General features: G+C 46.7%; 2 protein-coding genes. Both read right to left on the bottom strand.

All coding sequences use genetic code 11. The annotated features are described in order from the left end of the window. A partial coding sequence (locus R8N46_RS25475; RefSeq protein WP_318189813.1) for a SpoVR family protein occupies nucleotides 1–770 on the bottom strand: 770 nt, incomplete at its 3' end. An 11-nt stretch (nucleotides 771–781) separates the two neighbouring features. Next, nucleotides 782–1,052 (bottom strand): DUF444 family protein (locus R8N46_RS25470; protein WP_318189812.1); only part of this gene is annotated, 271 nt, incomplete at its 5' end.

The raw sequence follows: 1,052 nt of genomic DNA, 5'->3' as shown, positions 1-1,052 counted from the left end.
GCATGTTTCTCAAAGAAGTAGAGTAGGTTTTCTTGAGGTTCACTAGGGAAGCGCTCTTTAATGTCTTCTTCTTTAGTTTTGGCTCTTGGTACGGTTCGCCACAGTTCATTGACTTGAGATTGCAGATAAGCCTCGCGCTCCTCTTGGCGGGCCTTCTCTTCGGTAATCGAGATTTTCTCTGGTCGTTTGTAGCGGTCGACACCAAAGTTCATTAACGCATGGCAGGAGTCGAGAAGCTTTTCAACCTCTTGAACGCCATAGCGCTCCTCACATTCGGCAAGGTACTTTTTAGCAAAGAGTAAGTAGTCGATGATAGAACTGGCGTCCGTCCACGTTTGGAACAGATAATTCCCCTTGAAGAAAGAGTTGTGGCCGTAGCACGCGTGCGCGATGACAAGCGCTTGCATAGTGACTGTGTTCTCTTCCATCAAATACGCAATACAAGGGTCGGAGTTAATCACAATCTCGTACGCAAGGCCCATCTGACCATGTTTGTAGTTCTGTTCTGTTTGAATGAACTTTTTACCAAATGACCAATGGTTGTAGTTGATAGGCATACCGATACTTGAGTACGCATCCATCATCTGCTCAGACGTGATCACTTCGATCTGATTTGGATAGGTGTCCAAACGATAGTGCTCCGCGACACGTTTTATTTCCTTGTGATAGCGTTCAAGCAGTTCGAATGTCCAATCTAGTCCATCAGGTAGCAACTTGCTGTTGCGCTTTTTAGGCGCCTCTCCAGAGAGGTTTTTTGTTGCGGTAGTCATCGCTAGCCTCCTTACGCCGTTTCTTTTTGGAATAGTTCTCGGAAGACTGGGAAGATATCCTCCACAGAGCGAATATTCTTCATAGCGAAGTTTGGAAACTCGTCGGTGAGCTTCTCATACTCGTGCCATAAGGTCTGATGTGAGCGACGCGTGATTTCTATATAAGAATAGTACTGACAATTTGGCAGCAACTTGTTCACGAGTAAATCTCGGCATCGTGGTGAGTCATCCGCCCAGTTATCCCCATCGGACGCTTGGGCTGCGTAGATGTTCCACTGACCA

This window comes from Vibrio sp. 1874 (assembly GCF_033344395.1).
Lineage (GTDB): Bacteria > Pseudomonadota > Gammaproteobacteria > Enterobacterales > Vibrionaceae > Vibrio > Vibrio alginolyticus.
Note: the sequence above shows the minus strand (reverse complement) of the source record. Positions and strands in the feature narration are given on the sequence as shown.